We start from the raw sequence: 19,533 nt of genomic DNA, 5'->3' as shown, positions 1-19,533 counted from the left end.
GGCAGGAACGACGGTGGCGGAACGTAGCACGGCTGCCGTCGACGTGGCCGACAACAGCGGTGACAACCCGCTGACCGCCAAGGCGGACACGACCACGGCCGACGGGGCGGAAGCGCAGGACGCGACGGACATGTCTTCCCGGAACACGGACGGCGAGAGGGAAAGCGCCGAAGACCCCGCCATCAGGACACCGGAGCTGCACAGCGGGCACAAGCTCGCCCGGCGCTACCGGCTCGAGGAGTGCGTCACCCGCCTGGACGGGTTCAGCAGCTGGCGGGCGGTCGACGAGAAGCTGCGCCGCGCCGTCGGGGTACACGTCCTGCCCTCCGACCACCCGAGAGCCCGTTCGGTCCTGGCCGCCGCACGCGCCTCCGCCTTGCTCGGCGACCCCCGGTTCGTCCAGGTCCTCGACGCCGTCGAGGAGAACGACCTCGTCTACGTGGTGCACGAGTGGCTTCCCGACGCCACCGAGCTGACCACCCTGCTCGCCTCCGGCCCCCTGGAGCCCTACGACGCCTACCAGCTCGTCACCCAGGTCTCCCAGGCGATGGCGGCCGCGCACCGCGAGGGCCTGGCGCACCTGCGCCTGACGCCGAGCGCCGTACTGCGCACCTCCACCGGCCAGTACCGCATCCGCGGCCTCGCCGTGAACGCCGCCCTGCGCGGCATCACCGTGGAGCGCCCCCAGCGCACCGACACCGAGGCTATCGGCGCCCTCCTCTACGCCGCGCTCACCCAGCGCTGGCCGTACGAGAACGACGCCCACGGCTTGGCGGGGCTGCCCAAGGGCATGGGGCTGATCGCCCCCGACCAGGTGCGCGCCGGGGTCCACCGGGGCCTGTCCGACCTGGCCATGCGTGCCCTCGTCAACGACGGCGCGACGGCCTCCCGCCAGGACCCGCCCTGCACGACACCGGAGGAACTCGCCAAGGCCGTCGCGGCGATGCCCCGCATCCGGCCGCCGGAGCCCGAGTTCCCCGCCGCGCCGGACTACCAGCGCACGACCTACCAGCAGGGCACATACGGCCGGGCGCAGCACCCCGGCGTGGCCGTCACCCAGCCCGTGCCTCCACCGCCCGCCCCTCTCGAGACCCGCACCGGCAAGGCGCTGAAGTGGGCGGTGTCCGCGCTGCTGATCGCCGCCCTGGGGCTGGGCAGCTGGCAGATCGCCGACCACCTCCTCGACCAGCGCGGCACCCAGAGCGACCCCGGAACGACGCAGCCGTCCCCGGACGTGTCCCTCGACGACAAGGCCGCCCCCCAGCTCGTCCCGCTGCCGGTGCGCGAATCCAGGGAGTTCGCGCCGGACGGCTATCCCCAGGACGCGTCCGACGTGGGCAACACCCATGACGGCGACCCCGCCACCTACTGGCGCAGCAAGAGCTACGACGACGGTCCGGACCTCGCACCTTCCGTGAAGGCCGGCGTCGGCATCGTCTACGACCTCGGTGCGGAGAAGGACCTGTCCAAGGCCGCGATAGCCCTGCGCTACGCCGGCGACCACACCACCATCACCCTCTACGCCGCGGACGGCCTCTCCCCGAGCTCACCGGTCAAGGCGATGCCGAAGATCGCCACAGGGCGCACCGGGGGCCAGTCCCTGGAGGTGACCGCCGAGAAGCCGGTCAAGAGCCGCTACGTGCTGCTGTGGATGACCGCCATGCCCTACACGACGGGTGACCAGTACAGCCGAGCCGGGCACAAGCAGGCGATCACCGAGGTCGTCTTCACGGGACAGTCCCAGCCCTAGAGGCACCTGCTCCGACCCCAGGGGAGGAACCGCATGGCCCACGGCCCCGCCGACGTGCCGGACGATATCCTGCTGGCCCGGCATGTCGCCGGGGACCCGGACGCCTTCGGGGAGCTGGTGCGGCGCCACCGCGACCGGCTCTGGGCGGTGGCACTGCGCACGCTCGGCGACCGGGAGGAGGCCGCGGACGCCGTCCAGGACGCCCTCGTCTCGGCCTTCCGGGCGGCCCACACCTTCCGGGGCCACTCAGCCGTCACCACCTGGCTGCACCGCATCACCGTCAACGCCTGCCTCGACCGGGCCCGCAAGACCGTCTCGCGCAGGACCTCGCCCGTGAACGACACCGACCGACTCGAGCAGCTTCTGGAGCCCCACGAGTCGGCCGAGGCGCCCGCGGAGCGGCACGACCTGCACCGCCAGTTGCTCTCCGCTCTGAGTACGCTGCCTCCGGACCAGCGCGCCGCCCTCGTGCTCGTCGACATGCAGGGCTACGCCGTGGCCGAGGCGGCCGACGTTCTCGGCGTGCCCGTCGGGACGGTCAAGAGCCGCTGCGCGCGGGGCCGCGCCCGTCTCGCCCCTCTGCTCACTCATCTGCGTGGCGGCCCCGTGGATAGCGCGCCCGCCGATGGGGGAAGGAACCGGACGCCGGGGGCATCCGTCCCATCGGCGTCGGGGCCGAGGGCTTCCGGACCGAATGACGCTGCTGCTGTGAAGGGCGGAGGTGGACGCACGTGACATCCACGGCCGACACGACTCAGCACCCGGACGTCTCGGAGATCGCGGATCTCGCCGAAGGCATCCTCCCGCCGGCCCGGACGGTGGACGTGCGCCGCCATCTGGACCGCTGCGACCTGTGCGCGGACGTCCGCGCCTCTCTGGAGGAGATCCGCGGCCTGCTCGGCACGCTGCCGGGACCGCCCCGCATGCCGGTCGACGTCGCCGAACGCATCGACGCCGCGCTCGCCGCCGAAGCCCTACTCCATGCCACCGCCCCGGACGACACGGACACTGTTTCACGTGAAACAGCGACGCCGCCCACAGCGCGCCCTTCGGTACGCGCTCAGGCGGCTGAGCGCCCGCCGACCGCCCCGGTCGGCCAGAATCCCGGACAGCAGGGCCCGGGACGGGCGCCCGCTCGCCGGCGGCGCCGCTACGCGGTACTGAGCACTGTCTGCGGTCTGGCCGCGGTCGGCTTGGGCGTGGTCTTCCTCCAGGGAGCGGACCCGGCCGGGGAGCGGCCCAGCGCCACCCGCGTCGCAGGAGAGCCCGGCGTCGAGGCCGCCCGATTCTCCGGTACGGAGCTCACGGAGAAGGTGCGCAGCCTCCTCCTCTCCTCCGAGCAGAGCCGTGCCGCCACCACACCGCGGATGCGGTCGGAGGGCGCGGCCGAGTCGGAGGAGACGCCGAACCGGCTGCTCGACGAAACGGCCGGGCCGCAGGTCCCCGAATGCGTCCAGCGGGGGATCGGCCGCGGTGAGCAGCCGCTCGCGGTGGAGCGGGGCGAGTACCGAGGACGGTCGTCCTACCTCGTCGTGCTGCCGCATCCCGGAACCGGGACGCGGGTCGATGTCTACATCGTGGACACGCTCTGCACGACGGCTCAGGGCTCCCCTGCCGGAGAGGTCCTGCTCAAGCAGACGCAGCCCCGCCCCTGAGCGGTGCACGCGCTGCGGCATCGACCGTGCGGGAATGCTCGCCCCTTAGGATCCGTTGGGTGGGGTGAGAGGCTTGACCCGGCCCCCGTAGGCGCAGTCTGCAGAGACGAGGAAGAAACCCGTGAGCGACGTCCGAAACGTGATCATCATCGGCTCCGGGCCCGCCGGTTACACCGCGGCGCTCTACACCGCACGCGCGTCGCTGAAGCCGCTGGTCTTCGAGGGCGCCGTCACCTCCGGTGGCGCCCTGATGAACACGACCGACGTGGAGAACTTCCCGGGGTTCCGTGACGGCATCATGGGCCCCGAGCTGATGGACAACATGCGGGCTCAGGCCGAGCGGTTCGGCGCGGAGCTCATCCCGGACGACATCGTCGCCGTCGATCTGACCGGTGAGGTCAAGACCGTGACGGACACCGCCGGCACGGTGCACCGTGCCAAGGCGGTCATCGTGGCGACCGGCTCCCAGCACCGCAAGCTCGGCCTGCCGAACGAGGACGCTCTCTCCGGCCGCGGCGTCTCCTGGTGCGCCACCTGCGACGGCTTCTTCTTCAAGGAGCACGACATCGCCGTCGTCGGCGGTGGTGACACGGCCATGGAGGAGGCGACCTTCCTCTCCCGGTTCGCCAAGTCCGTGACCGTGGTCCACCGCCGGGACACCCTGCGCGCCTCCAAGGCGATGCAGGAGCGCGCCTTCGCCGACCCGAAGATCAAGTTCGCCTGGGACAGCGAGGTCGCGGAGATCCACGGCGACCAGAAGCTGAGCGGTCTCACCCTGCGCAACACCAAGTCCGGCGAGACGACGGAGCTGCCGGTGACCGGGCTGTTCATCGCCGTCGGCCACGACCCGCGGACGGAGCTGTTCAAGGGCCAGCTGGAGCTCGACGACGAGGGCTACCTGAAGGTGGAGGCACCGTCGACGCGCACCAACGTGAGGGGCGTCTTCGCCGCCGGTGACGTGGTCGACCACACCTACCGCCAGGCCATCACGGCCGCGGGCACGGGTTGCGCCGCCGCTCTGGACGCCGAGCGCTTCCTCGCCTCCCTGGCCGACACGGAGAAGCAGGCCGAGCCGGAGAAGACCCCCGCGGTCTGACGTCATCCCCACCCCACACCCCGCACAAGCGAAGGAGGCCATCGTGGCCGACCTCAAGGCAGTGACCGACGCCTCGTTCGAGGAGGCCGTCCTCAAGAGCGAGAAGCCCGTACTGGTGGACTTCTGGGCCGAGTGGTGCGGTCCGTGCCGCCAGATCGCGCCGTCCCTGCAGGCCATCGCCGACGAGTACGGCGACCAGATCGAGATCGTCAAGCTCAACATCGACGAGAACCCGGCCACGGCCGCCAAGTACGGCGTCATGTCGATCCCGACCCTCAACGTCTACCAGCAGGGCGAGGTCGCCAAGACGATCGTCGGTGCCAAGCCGAAGGCCGCCCTCGTGCGCGAGCTGTCGGACTTCATCAGCGACGAGGCCACGAAGGCCTGACACCGTTCCACCCGGAACGCCGTTTCACGTGAAACACGAACGGCCCACCCCTCCAGGGGTGGGCCGTTCGTGTGCTCACGGTCAGAGCGGACGCAGAACCGGCTCCTTCTGGACGGCGCCGAGCAGGCGGTCCAGAGCCATCTCCACGTCTTCCTTCCACGACAAGCTGCTCCGCAGTTCCAGCCGCAGCCGGGGGTGCACCGGGTGCGGACGGACGGTCTTGAACCCCACCGACAGGAGGTGGTCGACGGGCAGGACGCAGGCCGGCTCCTTCCATCGGGCGTCACCGAACGCCTCGACGGCCTTGAAGCCACGACGCAGCAGGTCCTTCGCCACCGTCTGCACCATCACCCGGCCGAGTCCCTGGCCCTGGTAGCCCGGTGTGATCCACGCCGTCATCAACTGCACGGCGTCCGAGGAGACGGGGCTGGTGGGAAAGGCCAGGGAGCGCGGCACGTAGGCGGGCGGCGCGTACATGACGTACCCCACCGGAACCTCGTCCACATAGACGACCCGCCCGCAGGAGCCCCAGTCGAGAAGGACGGCGGAGATCCACGCCTCCTTCTCCAGCTCGGGCGTTCCCGCCTTGGCGGCGGCCTCGCCACTGACCGGGTCGAGCTCCCAGAAGACGCAGGTGCGGCAGCGCTTGGGGAGGTCCGGAAGGTTGTCCAGTGTGAGCGGTACGAGCCGACGCCCCATGAAGGTGTCCCTCACTTCCTTCGCCTGCCGCACAGGAGGCGGCGGATGCGCATACCCGAACGCATCGTATCGATCGGGTGATGGCACGCATACGGGGAAAGGCCGAAGGGCGGACCTCACTCCGGTGAACGTGGAGAGAGGTCCGCCCTCGGGCGGTGGTCCCGCGTCGGGTCAGCCTGCCTTGTCCGGGTCCGGCCCCTCGGAGAGCCCCTGGTCGAACACTCGGCCCTCGTCGGGGGCGAGAGTGCCGAGGATGCGGTTCAGATCCTCCATCGAGGCGAACTCGACGACGATCTTCCCCTTCTTCTGACCGAGGTCGACCTTCACCCGCGTCTCGAAGCGGTCCGAGAGCCGCGTGGCGAGTTCGCTCAGCGCCGGGGAGACGCGGGTACCGGCACGCGGTCCCTTCGCCTTGGCCGCCTTGCGCGGCTCGGAGGCCATGAGCTGCACGATCTCCTCCACCGTGCGGACGGAGAGCCCTTCCCGGACGATGCGGGCCGCCAGTTCGTCCTGCGCCTCCGCGTCCTCGACGGGCAGCAGCGCCCGCGCATGCCCTGCCGTCAGCACTCCTGACGCGACCCGTGCCCGGACCGGGAGGGAGAGGCGGAGCAGCCGCAGCGTGTTGGACACCTGGGAGCGCGACCGTCCGATCCTGTCGGCGAGCTGGTCGTGGGTGCAGTCGAAGTCCTTCAGCAGCTGGTCGTAGGCGGCGGCCTCCTCCAGCGGGTTGAGCTGCGCCCGGTGCAGATTCTCCAGCAGGGCGTCCAGCAGGAGCTTCTCGTCCTCGGTCTCGCGGATGATCGACGGGACACGCTCCAGGCCCGCTTCGCGGCACGCCCGCAGGCGGCGCTCGCCCATGATCAGCTCATACCGCTCCGTGCCCGGCGTACGGCGGACGACGATGGGCTGGAGCAGGCCCACCTCCTTGATGGAGGCGACGAGCTCGGCGAGGGCGTCCTCGTCGAAGACCTGCCGCGGCTGGCGCGGGTTGGGCGTGATGGCGTCCAGCGGCAGCTCGGCGAAGTGGGCCCCCGCGACTTCCCCGGCCTCACCGGCGGGCTGCTCCGGGACGGCCACCGCACTGTCGTCGGCCGCCGGGCCGGCGAGCGTCGCCACCTTGGCGGCGGCGATCCCCCGGTCGCCGAGGGCCGGAATGGCGGTGGGCGAGGTGGAGGCCGTACCGATGGACGTGGTCTGCCTCTCCTGCGGAGCGGCGGGGATCAGTGCGCCGAGCCCGCGTCCCAGCCCCCTACGTCGCTCACTCACTGGATCCCCTCCGACATGTTCTGCTGCTGACTGTGCTGATAGTGCCTGCCCGTGTGGGCCTGCTGGGCGTCGTAGTACATGCCCACCCCCCGGAAGGCGATCTCGCGGGCGGCTTCCAGGTAGGAGAGCGCGCCACTGGACCCCGGATCGTACGTGAGGACCGTCTGGCCGTAGCTCGGAGCCTCGGAGATGCGGACGGAACGCGGGATGCTGGTGCGCAGCACCTCGTCCCCGAAGTGGCTGCGCACCTCCTCGGCGACCTGCGAGGCGAGTCTCGTCCGGCCGTCGTACATGGTGAGCAGGATCGTCGACACCCGCAGGTCCGGGTTGAGGTGCGCCCGCACCAGGTCGACGTTGCGCAGCAGCTGCCCCAGGCCCTCCAGTGCGTAGTACTCGCACTGGATGGGGATGAGCACTTCCGCGCCGGCCACCATGGCGTTGACCGTGAGCAGGCCGAGCGACGGCGGGCAGTCGATGAGGATGTAGTCGAGCGGCTGCTCGTACGCCTTGATCGCCCGCTGAAGCCGACTCTCCCGCGCCACCAGCGACACCAGTTCGATCTCCGCACCGGCGAGATCGATGGTGGCCGGGGCGCAGAAGAGGCCTTCGACGTCCTGTACCGGCTGCACCACATCGGAGAGCGGTTTGCCGTCCACGAGGACGTCGTAGATGGAGGGGACCTCCGCGTGGTGGTCGATCCCGAGCGCCGTGGAGGCGTTGCCCTGCGGGTCGAGGTCGATCACGAGGACGCGGGCGCCGTGCAAGGCCAGGGAAGCGGCGAGGTTGACCGTGGTGGTCGTCTTGCCCACGCCGCCCTTCTGGTTGGCGACGACCATGATGCGGGTCTGCTCCGGCCGCGGGAGTCCCTGACCGGCCCGGCCCAGGGCCTGCGCGGCGAGTGGAGCGGCGGGACCCGTGGAGGTGTCATCCAGCGGGGGCGGTGTTTCACGTGAAACATCGTCCCCGGGCACTTCGGTACGGGGACCGGGGACCGGGTCGGTCATCGGTCCCGCGATGTCGGCGTCGGACCGCAAGGATTCACTCTCCTCGGCTGCTGGCTCACGATGAACAGAGCCTGCCATGGGTTCGGGGTCGTGAACCAGCGAGGCCCGGCGTTCTGTGGACGAATCCACGTCTGTGGACAACTCCGTCGCCCCCTCGGGGGACCTGTGGCGTCGTGGCGTGGCGGCCGCACGGCCGCGGCTGATGATTCCCTGCAGCAGTGAGCGACGTTTCACGTGAAACACGATGCACGCGCAGGGAGGTCACCACGCCACGACACTCCGAAACGGGATACAAGGGAGCAAAGGGTCGTCAGCGACGCCGTCGAGACGTCCTCGCCGCCTTGGCCCGCTTGGCGGCGAACCGAACACCGCCGGGGCTTTCCCCCACCTCGACCCGGACCACGGTGGACAGGGGGTCGACGACGCCCTCCCCGACCTGCACCACCGAGGTGCGCACCACGCCGAGCTTGCTGAGGGCGGCGCGGGCGCCCTGGATCTCCTCCTCGGCCGTGTCTCCCTTGAGCGCGAGCATCTCGCCGTACGGGCGGAGCAGCGGAACGCCCCAGCCGGCGAGCCGGTCGAGCGGAGCGACGGCACGGGCCGTGACCACGTGCACCGGCGTCAGCTTGCCGAGCATCTCCTCGGCCCGCCCGCGGACGACCGTCACATGGTCCAGCCCGAGCAGCTCGACGACCTCCTGGAGGAAGTTCGTCCGGCGGAGCAGCGGTTCCAGAAGGGTGATCTTCAGGTCGGGGCGTACCAGGGCGAGGGGGATGCCGGGCAGCCCGGCGCCGGAACCCACGTCGCACACGGTGACGCCCTCCGGCACGACCTCGGAGAGGACCGCGCAGTTCAGCAGGTGCCTCTCCCACAGGCGCGGCACCTCTCGGGGCCCGATCAGGCCGCGCTTCACACCCGCGTCCGCGAGCAACTCCGCGTACCGGACCGCTTCCGGGAAGAACTCACCGAAGACCGTGTGCGCCTCCTGGGGCGCAGGGGGAAGTTCTTCTGCCTCGGACACGGGAACCGTCCTTCCGTACCGCACTACCGCGCTGGATGGCTGACTATCAGGCTGACAAGGATCGGCCCCGCCTGCGAACAGACGGGGCCGACACTACGAGGGGGTCAGGCGGGGAGCACGACGACGAAGCGCTGCGGCTCCTCGCCCTCGGACTCGCTGCGCAGACCGGCGGCGGCCACCGCGTCGTGGACGACCTTGCGCTCGAACGGCGTCATCGGCTGCATCTTCACGGGCTCGCCGGTGCTCTTGGCCTCGGTCGCGGCCTTCGCTCCCAGCTCCGACAGCTCCGCGCGCCGCTTGGCACGGAACCCGCCGATGTCCAGCATGAGCCGACTGCGGTCCCCGGTCTCGCGGTGCACCGCGAGACGCGTGAGCTCCTGCAGCGCCTCCAGCACCTCACCGTCACGACCCACGAGCTTCTGCAGGTCGCGGCTGCTCGCGTCGCTGATGATCGAGACCGCTGCGCGGTCTCCCTCGACGTCCATGTCGATGTCGCCGTCGAGGTCGGCGATGTCGAGCAGGCCCTCGAGGTAGTCGGCCGCGATCTCACCCTCCTGCTCCAGGCGGGTCAGGGTGTCCCCACCCTGGGCGGCGGACGTGGTGCCTTCCGTCACGGATGGACTCCTTCTTACTTCTTGGACGACGGGTGCTTGGGCCGCTGCTGGCCCTTGCGCTGTCCGGACTTGGCCTGGCGGGTGGAGCCGCTCTTGCCCGGCTCGGGCTGCTCGGCCTTCGCCTGGTCCGTCTTCTCCAGCGAGGTCTTGGCACCGGGCTGCGCGGTGGCGGCCTGGCGCTTCGCCTTCGTCTGGCGCTTGGGCTGCTGGCGGCGGGCCGCGGCGGCCTCGGCCTCGGCCTCGGCCGGGTCGACCTTCCGCACGGTGCCGTCGGCCTGCGGGGTGAAGCCGGCCTTGGCGAGGCTGCCGACGAAGCGGCGCTCGTTGTCGTTGCGGTCCGGGCCCTTGGCGACGATGGCCTGGACGACGGTGCGCTTGCGGCGCCCGCGCACCTCGCCGTGCTGGGTGACGCTCTTGAGGAGCCGCTGCAGGTACTGGTCCTGCGCCTTGCTGCCCGGCGTCGGGTTCTGGTTGATCACGTACATCTGCTGGCCCATGGTCCACACGTTGGTGGTGAGCCAGTAGACGAGGACGCCGACGGGGAAGTTGATGCCCATCACGGCGAAGATGATCGGGAAGATGTACATCAGCATCTTCTGCTGCTGCATGTACGGGGTCTTCACCGTCAGGTCCACGTTCTTCTGCATCAGCTGGCGCTGGGTGAAGAACTGGGACGCCGACATCATCACGATCATGATCGCGGTCACGATCCGGACGTCGAGCAGCGAGGCGTTGAGCGCCTCCACCGTGCCGGGGTCGTCCATGAACTTCGCGGCGATCGGAGCACCGAAGATGTGCGCCTCACGGGCGCTGTCCACCAGCTGCTGGTTGAGACTGCCGATCGTGTCGCCGGACGCGATCTTGCTGAGCACGTGGTAGAGCGCGAAGAAGAACGGCGACTGCAGCAGGATGGGAAGGCACGAGGAGAGCGGGTTGGTGCCCGTCTCCTTGTACAGCTTCATCATCTCTTCGGACTGGCGCTGCCGGTCGTTCTTGTAGCGCTCCTGGATCGCCTTCATCTTCGGCTGGAGCGCCTGCATGTTCCGCATCGACTTGATCTGCTTCACGAAGAGCGGGATCAGGGCGATGCGGATGACGATCACCAGGGACACGATGGACAGACCCCAGGCCCACCCCGTGTCGGGCCCGAAGATCGCACCGTACAGCTTGTGGAACTGGACGATGATCCACGAGACAGGTCCGGTGATGAAGCTGAACAGATTTCCAATCGTGTCCACTAATCAGGCTCCTTGAGCATTGGGCGAGGTCTCCGCGGCCGGGCTCGCCCCGTCGGAGCGCCCGCCCTCGTCTCCGCGCAGCCGGGCGCGCAGCAGTTCGTGCCAGCGGGGGCGCTTGCGCGGCGGCACGTGGTCCACCCCGCCGGGAGACCAGGGGTTGCAGCGCAGGATGCGCCAGGCGGTGAGGGCCGTGCCCTTGACGGCACCGTGCCGGTCGATCGCGGTGTACCCGTAGTGGGAGCACGACGGGTAGTACCTGCAGACGGGCCCCAGCAGTGGGCTGATCGTCCACTGGTAGAGCTTGATCAGGGCCAGCAGCGGGTACTTCATCGCGCGCCCCCTCCCAGGAGCCGTCGCAGGGCGGCGTCCAGGTCTCGGGCCAGCTGTGCTTGGTCGGCGTCGCCCGCGCCGGGCAGCGCTCGTACTACCACCAGGCTACCGGGGGGCAGTGCGGCGAGCCGGTCCCGCATCAGGTGCCGCAGTCTGCGCTTCACCTTGTTGCGGACGACGGCGCCGCCGACGGCCTTGCTGACGACGAAACCCGCACGCGTCGGGGGAGCGCTCTCCCCAGGCGCGTGCGGGTCCGTTGCACCGCTGCTCAGGTGGACGACGAGGCTCGGGCGGCCTGCCCGGCGGCCTCGGCGTACCGCGGTCGCGAAGTCCTCGCGCCGCCTCAGCCGATTCTCGGTAGGCAGCACGTCATGACCTGGCCGCGATCAGGCGGACAGGCGGGCGCGACCCTTGCTGCGGCGGGTCGCGAGGATCGCGCGGCCGGCACGCGTACGCATCCGCAGGCGGAAGCCGTGGGTCTTGGCGCGACGACGGTTGTTCGGCTGGAAGGTGCGCTTGCTCACTCGGGGGCTCCAGAAATGACTCGTGGGGTGGCGGGGCATCGCTTGGCTGTCACCGTGCGCCCACGAGTAGCTCGCAATACGCCCGAGTGCACCGCTAAACGATCACAATGAAGCGATCTTGCCCATCGGAGGCAGGCGGCAGCAGCCATCGACAACTCGACCTGGTTACGGTACGTGGGGCTGAGCCATCCGGTCAAACCGGCAGGACAGCGGTCCATCGCTGTACACAGGCTGTGGACAACAACTTGAACCGCGCGAGCCGCCACGACTACCGTGACTGGACTCGGACTCCTTTCCTGCCTGTCCTTCCCATCCCGTCCCAAGAAGCACACATTCGTGGGACCCGTGAGAGAGCGTGCCCCGTGGCTGACGTACCTGCTGATCTTGCCGCAGTGTGGCCGCGAGTGCTGGAGCAGCTCCTCGGCGAGGGGCAGCAGGGCATCGAGCCCAAGGACAAGCAGTGGATCGAGCGGTGCCAGCCGCTCGCGCTGGTGGCCGACACCGCCCTCCTCGCCGTCCCGAACGAATGGGGCAAGCGGGTCCTCGAGGGCCGCCTGGCCCCCCTGATCAGCGACACGCTCAGCCGCGAGTGCGGTCGGCCCATCCGGATCGCCATCACCGTCGACGACTCGGCGGGCGACCAGGCGCCGCCGCCCTCGGCACCCGACCGGCACCAGCAGGACCGCCCCCGCTACGACGAGCGCGGCGGCCAGGGTTACGACGACCGTGGCCACGGCGACGCGTACGACTCCTACGGGCGGCCGGTGCCGGACGACGGCCTGCCGTCCGTGCGGCCCGCCTACCCCGACTACCCGCAGCGCCCGGAGCCCGGCTCCTGGCCGCGGTCCCAGGAGGACCTCTCCTGGCAGCAGCCGCGCCTGGGCTTCCAGGAGCGCGACCCGTACGCCACGGCCAGGCCGCAGCCGCGCCACGACTACGGCGCGCCGCAGGGCGGCGACCACGGCGGGTACGACTCCCCGCGCGCCGAGCGGCGGGAGCTCGACGACGAGCGCGCGCGGCACCGGCCGGGCGGCCCGGGGCCGCGCGGCGGGGCCGGCATGCCGTCGCCCGGCTCCATGGGCGGCGCGGGCCCGATGCCCGGTCCCGGCTCCATGGGCGGCGCGGGCGGACCGGGCCGGGGCGGCTCCGGCGGTACGGGGGCGCCGGGTGAGCAGCACGCGCGGCTGAACCCGAAGTACCTCTTCGACACGTTCGTCATCGGCTCGTCCAACCGCTTCGCCCACGCGGCGGCGGTCGCGGTGGCCGAGGCGCCGGCGAAGGCCTACAACCCCCTCTTCATCTACGGGGAGTCGGGGCTCGGCAAGACCCACCTGCTGCACGCCATCGGGCACTACGCGCGCAGCCTCTACCCGGGGACGCGGGTGCGGTACGTGAGCTCCGAGGAGTTCACCAACGAGTTCATCAACTCCATCCGCGACGGCAAGGGCGACACCTTCCGCAAGCGCTACCGCGACGTGGACATCCTGCTCGTGGACGACATCCAGTTCCTGGCGAGCAAGGAGTCGACGCAGGAGGAGTTCTTCCACACCTTCAACACCCTGCACAACGCCAACAAGCAGATCGTGCTCTCCTCCGACCGGCCGCCGAAGCAGTTGATGACGCTGGAGGACCGGCTGCGCAACCGCTTCGAGTGGGGCCTGACCACGGACGTGCAGCCGCCGGAGCTGGAGACGCGTATCGCGATCCTCCGCAAGAAGGCGGTGCAGGAGCAGCTCAACGCCCCGCCGGAGGTGCTGGAGTTCATCGCCTCGCGGATCTCGCGGAACATCCGCGAGCTGGAGGGCGCGCTGATCCGGGTCACGGCCTTCGCGAGCCTCAACCGCCAGCCCGTGGACCTGGTGCTCACCGAGAGCGTGCTGAAGGACCTGATCCCGGGCGGTGAGGACACGGCGCCGGAGATCACCGCGGGCGCCATCATGGCGGCGACGGCGGACTACTTCGGGCTGACCGTCGAGGACCTGTGCGGATCGTCCCGCAGCAGGGTGCTGGTGACGGCCCGGCAGATCGCCATGTACCTGTGCCGGGAGCTGACCGACCTGTCCCTGCCGAAGATCGGCGCGCAGTTCGGCGGCCGGGACCACACGACGGTCATGCATGCCGACCGCAAGATCCGCGCGCTGATGGCGGAGCGACGCTCCATCTACAACCAGGTGACGGAGCTGACGAACCGCATCAAGAACGGCTGACCGGGCGCGGAGCGTCCGGACGCCCCTGCCGGACGGCGCGGGCGCGAGGGTGCGAGGGCCGGCCCGTCGAAGGCCGGCCGTGGGTCTGCCGTACGCGTCGGGGCCAGGGCACGGAGAGCTCCGATGGGCTCCGGTGGGCTTCGATGGAGGGGCTTCGACGGGCTCAAAGGGCCCCGGGAGCCGAGGGGCGCTCCGGGCGGCTCCCGGGGGCGCCCCGAGCCGTCTCCCGCGCTGTCTCGTCCGTCTCCCTCGGGCCCCTCCTCCGCCTTCCGCAGTCGCTCGGGGCCGCCCGTCTCCGCTGCGGCCCGAACGCTCCGCGGGTGCCCCTCGCGCCGGCTCCGGCGTCGTACGAGCCGGTGCGTCGCCGTGCGGGACGTCTCGAAGGGCCCGCGGTGAAACGGGAGTGGGGCGAGCCGGCGCGCATGGAACGTTCGAATAGCTGCGCCGGTCACGTCGTTCTCCACAGGACCGCCGCCGATCTGCCGTCCACAGGCTGGGGACCGGGAAGTTATCCGAACCCCGTCCACAGGCGGGCCCGATGCGAGACGATCAGCCGAGGTCAGCCACTTGTGGAATTGTGGCCGGACGATCTCCACACCCTGTGGACAGTCTCGTCGTCCACAGGCTGTGATCACCGTTGTCCACCGGCGACCCACAGGCTGGGGCGCTTGATCCACAGCTTCTCCACACCGCCGTCCACTGTTCGGCAACCTGACACCGCCGGTCACCGAGAGGAGTGAAAGCCGTCACACCAAGGGGCGCGGTTGGGCTGTGGGGAACCGGGGTAAAACTGGGGACGGCACTGGGGAGAAGTCGGCGCAGCCTGTGCATCGACTGTGCACAACTCGGCCGTGTCCACAGAAGACCTCGGTTGTCCACCGTCGCCACCCACAGGGCCGGTGGACAAAATTCGGGCTGTGACCTGCGCGGACAGGGTTATCCACGGTTTCCACAAGCCCTACTACTACCCCCACTCAGAGTTAGCTCGGATTCCGCTTCGAAGCGGGGCCTGTGCACAACTCGGCGCCGGAGCTCCGGCCGCGCCCCGTCCCGACTTGACCCCGAGCCGCACCGACTGTCGGCGGCGTACGTCAGACTGGACCCCGGCATCCCGATGCGACCGCTGCGGCGGTGGACCGACCGGATGCCGGACGAGGAAGGCCAGCAGGGCGAGCCAGCAACAGCAGGAGGCGGCTTACGGTGAAGATCCGGGTGGAGCGCGATGTACTCGCGGAGGCGGTGGCCTGGGTGGCCCGCAGCCTCCCGGCCCGGCCGCCCGCGCCCGTGCTCGCGGGCCTGCTGCTGAAGGCCGAGGACGGTGCGCTGAGCTTCTCCAGCTTCGACTACGAGGTCTCCGCGCGGGTCTCCGTCGAGGCCGAGGTCGAGGAGGACGGCACGGTCCTGGTGTCCGGGCGGCTGCTCGCCGACATCTGCCGGGCGCTCCCCAACAGGCCTGTGGAGATCTCCACGGACGGGGTGCGCGCCACGGTGGTCTGCGGCTCCTCGCGCTTCACCCTCCACACACTGCCTGTGGAGGAGTACCCCGCACTGCCGCAGATGCCGAGCGCCACCGGCACGGTGCCCGGCGAGGTCTTCGCCTCCGCCGCCGCCCAGGTGGCGATCGCCGCTGGCCGTGACGACACGCTGCCGGTCCTGACCGGTGTGCGCATCGAGATCGAGGGCGACCGCGTCACGCTGGCCTCCACCGACCGCTACCGCTTCGCGGTCCGCGAGTTCCTGTGGAAGCCGGAGTCCCCGGACGCCTCCGCCGTCGCGCTGGTCCCCGCCAAGACGCTGCTCGACACGGCCAAGGCCCTCACCAGCGGTGACACGGTGACGCTGGCGCTGGCGGGCTCCGGTGCCGGCGAAGGCCTGATCGGTTTCGAGGGCGCGGGCCGCCGCACCACCACGCGGCTGCTCGAGGGCGACCTGCCGAAGTACCGGACGCTGTTCCCGACGGAGTTCAACTCGGTCGCGACGATCGAGACGGCGCCGTTCGTGGAGGCCGTGAAGCGCGTGGCGCTGGTCGCCGAGCGGAACACCCCGGTGCGGCTCAGCTTCGAGCAGGGCGTGCTCATCCTGGAGGCCGGTTCCAGCGACGACGCACAGGCTGTGGAGCGTGTCGACGCGCAGCTGGAGGGCGACGACATCTCGATCGCCTTCAACCCGACCTTCCTGCTCGACGGCCTCAGCGCCATCGACGCCCCGGTCGCCCAGCTCTCCTTCACCACGTCCACCAAGCCCGCGCTCCTCAACGGCAAGCCGGCCGTCGACGCGGAGGCGGACGAGGCGTACAAGTACCTGATCATGCCGGTGCGCCTCAGCGGCTGAGTCGGGCGCCGAACGAGCGGCTGACCCCACAGGTGTGCACCCGTGTCCGGGCGTAGTCTCGGACACGGGTACGAACCGCACACAACGCGTAAGGAAGATCTGATGGAGCTCGGTCTCATCGGCCTCGGCAAGATGGGCGGCAACATGCGCGAGCGCATCCGCCGCGCGGGCCACACCGTCGTCGGGTACGACCGCAATCCCGACCTCGCCGATGTCCACAGCCTCGAGGAGCTGGTGGGCGCGCTGAAGGGCCCGCGCGTCGTGTGGGTGATGGTCCCGGCCGGCGAGGCCACCCAGACCACCATCGACCAGCTCGCGGAGCTGCTCTCCCCCGGCGACGTCGTCGTGGACGGCGGCAACTCCCGCTGGACGGACGACGAGAAGCACGCCGAGGAGCTGGCCGCCAAGGGCATCGGCTTCGTCGACTGCGGCGTCTCCGGCGGCGTCTGGGGCCTGGAGAACGGCTACGCCCTCATGTACGGCGGCGACGCCGAGGACGTCGCCAAGGTGCAGCCGGTCTTCGACGCGCTGAAGCCGGAGGGTGAGTTCGGAGCCGTCCACGCGGGCAAGGTCGGCGCCGGCCACTTCGCGAAGATGGTGCACAACGGCATCGAGTACGCGATGATGCAGGCCTTCGCCGAGGGCTGGGAGCTGCTGGAGGCCGTGGACTCCGTCACGGACGTCCGCGAGGTCTTCCGCTCCTGGCAGGAGGGGACGGTCATCCGCTCCTGGCTGCTCGACCTGGCGGTCCGGGCGCTCGACGACGACGAGCACCTGGAGAAGCTGCGCGGCTACGCCGCGGACTCCGGCGAGGGCCGCTGGACGGTCGAGGCCGCCATCGACAACGCCGTGCCGCTGCCCGCGATCACCGCGTCGCTGTTCGCGCGGTTCGCGTCCCGCCAGGACGACTCGCCGCAGATGAAGATGATCGCCGCGCTGCGCAACCAGTTCGGCGGCCACGCGGTGGAGAACAAGTAACACGCTCAGCCGGGAGAGGTCGGCGCACATCCATGCACGTCACGCATCTGTCGCTGGCCGACTTCCGCTCGTACGCCCGGGTCGAGGTCCCTCTCGACCCGGGCGTCAGCGTCTTCGTCGGCGCCAACGGGCAGGGCAAGACCAACCTGGTGGAGGCCGTCGGCTACCTGGCGACGCTCGGCAGCCACCGGGTGTCCTCCGACGCGCCCCTCGTGCGGATGGGCGCCCCGCGGGCCGTGATCCGGGCTGCCGTGCGCCAGGGCGAGCGGCAGCAGCTGGTGGAGCTGGAGCTCAACCCCGGCAAGGCCAACCGCGCGAGAATCAACAGGTCCTCGCAGGTCAGACCGCGTGACGTGCTGGGGATCATACGGACGGTGCTGTTCGCGCCCGAGGACCTCGCCCTGGTGAAGGGCGACCCCGGCGAGCGGCGCCGGTTCCTCGACGAGCTGGTCACCGCCCGCTCGCCGCGGATGGCGGGGGTGCGGTCCGACTACGACCGGGTCCTCAGACAGCGCAACACCCTGCTGAAGAGCGCCGCCATGGCCCGCCGCCACGGCGGCCGCTCCCTGGACCTGTCCACGCTCGACGTGTGGGACCAGCACCTGGCCCGCGTGGGCGCCGAACTGCTGGCGCACCGCCTCGACCTGGTCGCCACCCTCCAGCCCCTCGCCGACAAGGCGTACGAGCAGCTCGCCCCCGGCGGTGGCCCCGTCACCCTGGAGTACCGCGGCTCCGCGGGCGGCGAGGGGCACGCCCCGGCCGACCGGGAGGCGCTGTACGAGCGGCTGCTCGCCGCGCTCGCGGACGCGCGCAAGCAGGAGATCGAGCGGGGCGTCACCCTCGTCGGGCCGCACCGGGACGACCTCGCGCTGATGCTGGGGCAGATGCCGGCGAAGGGGTACGCGAGCCACGGCGAGTCCTGGTCGTACGCGCTGGCGCTCCGGCTGGCCTCCTACGACCTGCTGCGCGCGGAGGGCAACGAACCGGTGCTCGTGCTGGACGACGTCTTCGCGGAGCTGGACGCGCGGCGGCGGGAGCGGCTGGCGGAACTGGTCGCTCCCGGCGAGCAGGTGCTGGTGACGGCCGCGGTCGACGACGACGTGCCGGGCGTGCTGGCGGGTGCGCGGTACGCGGTGTCGGAAGGGGAGGTGGAGCGCGTATGAGTACCCAGCCGCACTGGCAGCCGCGGTCCGCGCCGCTGCCCCAGGCGCCGGGCCCCGCACCGGCCCCGTCCGCGGCGGAGCAGCCGTGGGCGGCGGGCCCGCAGGCCGCTCCGGTGCCGGAGCCCTCGGGCGTCGACCTCGCGCGCGTGGCGCTGCGCGCGGCCAAGGAGCAGGCGAAGGCGCGGGGCGCCGCCGCGCAGCAGAAGAAGCAGGCACGGCGCGGCGGAGGGCTGCGTTCCGGCGCCCGCGCGGACGGGCGGGACCCGCTGCCGCTGGGCGCGGCGATCAACCGGCTGATCACCGAGCGCGGCTGGGAGACCCCGGCGGCGGTCGGCGGTGTCATGGGCCGCTGGCCGCAGATCGTCGGCGAGGACCTGGCGAAGCACTGCGTGCCGCTGCGGTACGACGAGGACCCCGGCGAGCGGGTGCTCACCGTGCAGTGCGACTCCACGGCGTGGGCGACCCAGCTGCGGCTGCTCGCGCCCCGGCTGGTGGCCCGGCTCAACGAGGACCTGGGGCACGGGACCGTACGGCAGATCCGCGTGCTCGGGCCGGGCGGTCCGCGCCGGGGGTACGGGCCGCTGCGGGCGCCCGGCAGTACGGGTGCGGGGGACACGTACGGGTGACGGTTCCGGGGAGGGAGCCGTGCCGGGGGATGGGCGGGGCTCCGTAGCCGCGGCTGGGCGGATGCGCGGGGCGCGGTGGCCGCGGGCGCGGCGGCAGGTCCGTGCCCCGCGGCGGCAGGGACGGGGGTGACCGGGAAGTCACGCCCGACGGGGCTCACCGGCACTTCGGCGGGACCGGCGCCGGCACGCGGCCCCCTCATCTACGGGCCCGACACCCACAGGTCCCAGCTCCCTCAGCCCCCGTCACCCACAGAGCCGGCCTCGCCTGACCGGGAGGCCGGCGACCCGGAACCGACGGTCCGGGACGACCGCCTCGCCCCGCCCCCCACGCCACCCCGCCCACCCCGTCCCCCGGCCTCCCCCGGCCCTCTCCGCGGGCATCCGCGCGGGGCTCCGCCAGGGGGCGGAACCCGGCCATCGCGCGGCCCGGGCCCACCGCTGCCGGGGCCGCGCGGGCCCGGGCCGGGGCGCCGGGGGCCGGCGGACCCGCTTCCCCAAGCGCCGCCGAGCCTGGAGCAAGCGCGCTGACCTGCGGTTTCCGAGGTCACGGGGCACCCTTCCGGGTGAGCCCCGGCGGCCGCGGCAGCGGGCGGCCGGGCCGGTAGCGGGTGGTTGACATGCCGAAGCGCTGAGTGCCCGCGTG

Annotated in this window: 19 protein-coding genes; 10 read left to right on the top strand and 9 right to left on the bottom strand. The window is 71.3% G+C overall.

Annotated features, from left to right (window positions below; genetic code table 11):
* Positions 1-13 precede the first annotated feature (13 nt).
* From CP974_RS14905 to trxA, 5 genes are all read left to right on the top strand, one after another.
* Positions 14-1,750, top strand: coding sequence for a protein kinase family protein (locus CP974_RS14905; protein ID WP_031128042.1), 1,737 nt, complete (start codon positions 14-16; stop codon positions 1,748-1,750).
* 33 nt (positions 1,751-1,783) lie between these two features.
* Positions 1,784-2,485 (top strand): RNA polymerase sigma factor SigM, encoded by a 702-nt coding sequence (sigM, locus tag CP974_RS14900; RefSeq protein ID WP_031128043.1) that lies wholly within the window; start codon positions 1,784-1,786, stop codon positions 2,483-2,485.
* A complete protein-coding gene (locus CP974_RS14895; protein WP_031128044.1) occupies positions 2,482-3,405 on the top strand; it encodes an RsmA family anti-sigma factor in 924 nt (307 codons plus the stop codon). The genes sigM and CP974_RS14895 overlap by 4 nt, the downstream gene beginning before the upstream one ends.
* 121 nt (positions 3,406-3,526) lie before the next feature.
* Positions 3,527-4,501 carry a thioredoxin-disulfide reductase gene (gene trxB, locus CP974_RS14890; RefSeq protein ID WP_031128045.1) on the top strand — a complete coding sequence of 325 codons (975 nt, stop codon included), beginning with the start codon at positions 3,527-3,529 and terminating at the stop codon, positions 4,499-4,501.
* Between the two features lie 40 nt (positions 4,502-4,541).
* Positions 4,542-4,889 (top strand): thioredoxin, encoded by a 348-nt coding sequence (trxA, locus tag CP974_RS14885; RefSeq protein ID WP_174887726.1) that lies wholly within the window; start codon positions 4,542-4,544, stop codon positions 4,887-4,889.
* A gap of 81 nt (positions 4,890-4,970) precedes the next feature.
* On the opposite strand, the gene CP974_RS14880 is transcribed toward trxA, so the two are convergent.
* The 9 genes from CP974_RS14880 to rpmH all read right to left on the bottom strand — a co-directional run bounded on the left by CP974_RS14880 (position 4,971) and on the right by rpmH (position 11,585).
* Positions 4,971-5,588: a GNAT family N-acetyltransferase gene (locus tag CP974_RS14880; RefSeq protein WP_031128047.1), complete on the bottom strand. Its 618-nt coding sequence runs from the start codon at positions 5,586-5,588 to the stop codon at positions 4,971-4,973.
* A 171-nt stretch (positions 5,589-5,759) separates the two neighbouring features.
* Positions 5,760-6,854, bottom strand: coding sequence for a ParB/RepB/Spo0J family partition protein (locus tag CP974_RS14875; protein WP_031128048.1), 1,095 nt, complete (start codon positions 6,852-6,854; stop codon positions 5,760-5,762).
* Positions 6,851-7,936: a ParA family protein gene (locus CP974_RS14870; RefSeq protein ID WP_078915271.1), complete on the bottom strand. Its 1,086-nt coding sequence runs from the start codon at positions 7,934-7,936 to the stop codon at positions 6,851-6,853. Before CP974_RS14870 ends, CP974_RS14875 begins: the two co-directional genes overlap by 4 nt.
* A 232-nt stretch (positions 7,937-8,168) precedes the next feature.
* A complete protein-coding gene (rsmG, locus tag CP974_RS14865; RefSeq protein ID WP_373276699.1) occupies positions 8,169-8,903 on the bottom strand; it encodes a 16S rRNA (guanine(527)-N(7))-methyltransferase RsmG in 735 nt (244 codons plus the stop codon).
* Between the two features lie 80 nt (positions 8,904-8,983).
* Positions 8,984-9,493 carry a Jag family protein gene (locus CP974_RS14860; RefSeq protein WP_031128051.1) on the bottom strand — a complete coding sequence of 170 codons (510 nt, stop codon included), beginning with the start codon at positions 9,491-9,493 and terminating at the stop codon, positions 8,984-8,986.
* Between the two features lie 14 nt (positions 9,494-9,507).
* Entirely contained in the window at positions 9,508-10,731 is a 1,224-nt protein-coding gene (gene yidC / locus CP974_RS14855; RefSeq protein ID WP_031128052.1) for a membrane protein insertase YidC, read from the bottom strand.
* A 3-nt stretch (positions 10,732-10,734) separates the two neighbouring features.
* Positions 10,735-11,061: a membrane protein insertion efficiency factor YidD gene (yidD, locus tag CP974_RS14850; protein ID WP_031128053.1), complete on the bottom strand. Its 327-nt coding sequence runs from the start codon at positions 11,059-11,061 to the stop codon at positions 10,735-10,737.
* Positions 11,058-11,429 carry a ribonuclease P protein component gene (gene rnpA, locus CP974_RS14845; RefSeq protein ID WP_078915268.1) on the bottom strand — a complete coding sequence of 124 codons (372 nt, stop codon included), beginning with the start codon at positions 11,427-11,429 and terminating at the stop codon, positions 11,058-11,060. Before rnpA ends, yidD begins: the two co-directional genes overlap by 4 nt.
* A gap of 18 nt (positions 11,430-11,447) precedes the next feature.
* The gene (gene rpmH, locus CP974_RS14840; protein WP_003975051.1) at positions 11,448-11,585 is read right to left on the bottom strand and encodes a 50S ribosomal protein L34; all 138 of its coding nucleotides are present in this window, start codon (positions 11,583-11,585) and stop codon (positions 11,448-11,450) included.
* Positions 11,586-11,947: 362 nt separating this feature from the next.
* Here rpmH and dnaA point away from each other — a divergent pair, with 362 nt between their 5' ends.
* The 5 genes from dnaA (at position 11,948) to CP974_RS14810 (ending at position 18,890) form a co-directional block, all read left to right on the top strand.
* Entirely contained in the window at positions 11,948-13,792 is a 1,845-nt protein-coding gene (dnaA, locus tag CP974_RS14835; RefSeq protein ID WP_078915269.1) for a chromosomal replication initiator protein DnaA, read from the top strand.
* 1,200 nt (positions 13,793-14,992) lie between these two features.
* Positions 14,993-16,123 (top strand): DNA polymerase III subunit beta, encoded by a 1,131-nt coding sequence (gene dnaN, locus CP974_RS14825; RefSeq protein ID WP_031128055.1) that lies wholly within the window; start codon positions 14,993-14,995, stop codon positions 16,121-16,123.
* A 102-nt stretch (positions 16,124-16,225) separates the two neighbouring features.
* Positions 16,226-17,101 carry a phosphogluconate dehydrogenase (NAD(+)-dependent, decarboxylating) gene (gnd, locus tag CP974_RS14820; RefSeq protein ID WP_031128056.1) on the top strand — a complete coding sequence of 292 codons (876 nt, stop codon included), beginning with the start codon at positions 16,226-16,228 and terminating at the stop codon, positions 17,099-17,101.
* A gap of 32 nt (positions 17,102-17,133) precedes the next feature.
* Positions 17,134-18,264 carry a DNA replication/repair protein RecF gene (gene recF / locus CP974_RS14815; protein WP_031128057.1) on the top strand — a complete coding sequence of 377 codons (1,131 nt, stop codon included), beginning with the start codon at positions 17,134-17,136 and terminating at the stop codon, positions 18,262-18,264.
* On the top strand, positions 18,261-18,890 hold the full coding sequence (locus CP974_RS14810; RefSeq protein ID WP_031128058.1) for a DciA family protein: 630 nt from the start codon (positions 18,261-18,263) through the stop codon (positions 18,888-18,890). The genes recF and CP974_RS14810 overlap by 4 nt, the downstream gene beginning before the upstream one ends.
* The last annotated feature ends 643 nt before the right edge of the window (positions 18,891-19,533 follow it).

It is taken from the genome of Streptomyces fradiae ATCC 10745 = DSM 40063 (genome assembly GCF_008704425.1).
Classification (GTDB): Bacteria; Actinomycetota; Actinomycetes; order Streptomycetales; family Streptomycetaceae; genus Streptomyces; species Streptomyces fradiae.
Note: the sequence above shows the minus strand (reverse complement) of the source record. Positions and strands in the feature narration are given on the sequence as shown.